Raw genomic sequence first — 1,371 nt, forward strand, 5'->3', positions numbered from 1 at the left:
CGATAGTGACAATAATGAACTAGGCCACCTCATTGCTGATGATGCTGATGTGATGGCGACCTTGGAGGCTTGGGATCGCCCTCGGCAGATTCAAAGTCTTTTTCAGGCGGCTGACCTCTCTGAGCGAGAGCGGACTATCGTTATGCTCAGATATGGACAGGAACTGAGCTTCCAAGATATCAGCCAGCGTTTTCAGCTCAGCCGCGAGCGGGTTCGGCAAATCTGTAACCGCTCTATTCAACGTATTCAGGAAGCTCACAGCGCAGAATTAAGCTCTAGTTAGCTAAGGGTGCTAGCTAACTAAAGTAGCCTTCCGGCCACTCATAAGCTCCGTAAGCCTCTTCATTCCACCTGATGCTCGATATGTCTTTGCCGACGTTCTGGCAGTAGGTGTGACCTTGGGCTGCGCTGTAAGCTTTAAAAGATAAAAAGTCTTATATTTTACTTGATTATGGTAAAATAGTAAAGCAAATTTAAACAAAATTATAAAATAAATTTAGCTATGAAAAATAAAGAAGCCAAGCGTTTTTTACAGGCTGTTGAGTGGGGAGATTTCACATCTCAGCAAATTGAAAGCTGGACGACAGTCAATCAAGTGATTATGGCAGCCAATGCTAAAGGCTATGCCATTACGCGAGATATATGGTATGCGGGAGTATCGGAACTGAAATGCATGAAAGACCCTTATCTCGTTCCATCAAACACATCTGGAGTACCAAAATGGCTTCCTGATAAAGAAGCTCAGCTAAATATGGCAGCGCTCAAAGGACTTAAGCTAATTCCAGAGAGCCTTTTAGGACCATCAGATGAGCCATGCAAATAAGGATCAGGGAAAATAGCCTTCCGGCCACTCATAGGCTCCATAAGCCTCTTCATTCCATTTGACAACTGATAGATCCTTGCCGACGTTCTGGCGGTAGGTGTGACCTTGGGCTGCGCTGTAGGCTTCTAGCTCATCGTTGTTCTTCACCCACATGTTGATGGCCTGCACGTTGCCTTTGGCAATCTTGCGCAGGGAGCCGGCGTTGATGGCAATCTGTTCTTCTAGCGGTCTACCGGCGTTGTACTCCTGAATGGCTTCGACGCTGCGGCGCAGGCGCTCTTCAAAGGCTCCCCGCTTTTTACTGCTGATCAGGTCGGCGTTGGGTGTGCTGCGGATGTCTTCAACCGGCGATCGCTTCGGTTTAGTACCTTCTGGGTAGATGTGGATGAGTTCTCGGTTGGGATACTCTTCAAGCACTTCGATCCGCTCTTCGGCGGCTTTCAGGCGTGCGCTGAGCCGTTCGTTTTCGGCTTTGAGCTTTATAGTTTGTTTGGCTAGGGCGATCGCTTCGATGACGTTCTCTTTGGTGCTGCCGGTGCCAAAGAGGG

At 48.4% G+C, this 1,371-nt stretch carries 3 protein-coding genes; 2 read left to right on the forward strand and 1 reads right to left on the reverse strand.

What is annotated here, in order from left to right; all coding sequences use genetic code 11:
• The coding region (locus QJQ48_RS28170) for a sigma-70 family RNA polymerase sigma factor (RefSeq protein WP_346294491.1) at nt 1–283 on the forward strand (283 nt) is incomplete at its 5' end.
• A gap of 219 nt (nt 284–502) precedes the next feature.
• Nucleotides 503–823: a hypothetical protein gene (locus tag QJQ48_RS28175; protein WP_346294492.1), complete on the forward strand. Its 321-nt coding sequence runs from the start codon at nt 503–505 to the stop codon at nt 821–823.
• Nucleotides 824–826: 3 nt separating this feature from the next.
• On the opposite strand, the gene QJQ48_RS28180 is transcribed toward QJQ48_RS28175, so the two are convergent.
• On the reverse strand, nt 827–1,371 hold a 545-nt coding region (locus QJQ48_RS28180; protein WP_346294493.1), incomplete at its 5' end, for a hypothetical protein.

Origin of the sequence: Sphaerothrix gracilis Ecp01, assembly GCF_030405905.1 — a bacterium.
Taxonomy (GTDB): domain Bacteria; phylum Cyanobacteriota; class Cyanobacteriia; order Phormidesmidales; family Phormidesmidaceae; genus Sphaerothrix; species Sphaerothrix gracilis.

Excerpts from the sequence above, each read along its gene's own strand:
- QJQ48_RS28175 (WP_346294492.1), top strand. The coding sequence starts at position 503 with ATGAAAAATAAAGAAGCCAAGCGTTTTTTACAGGCTGTTGAGTGGGGA.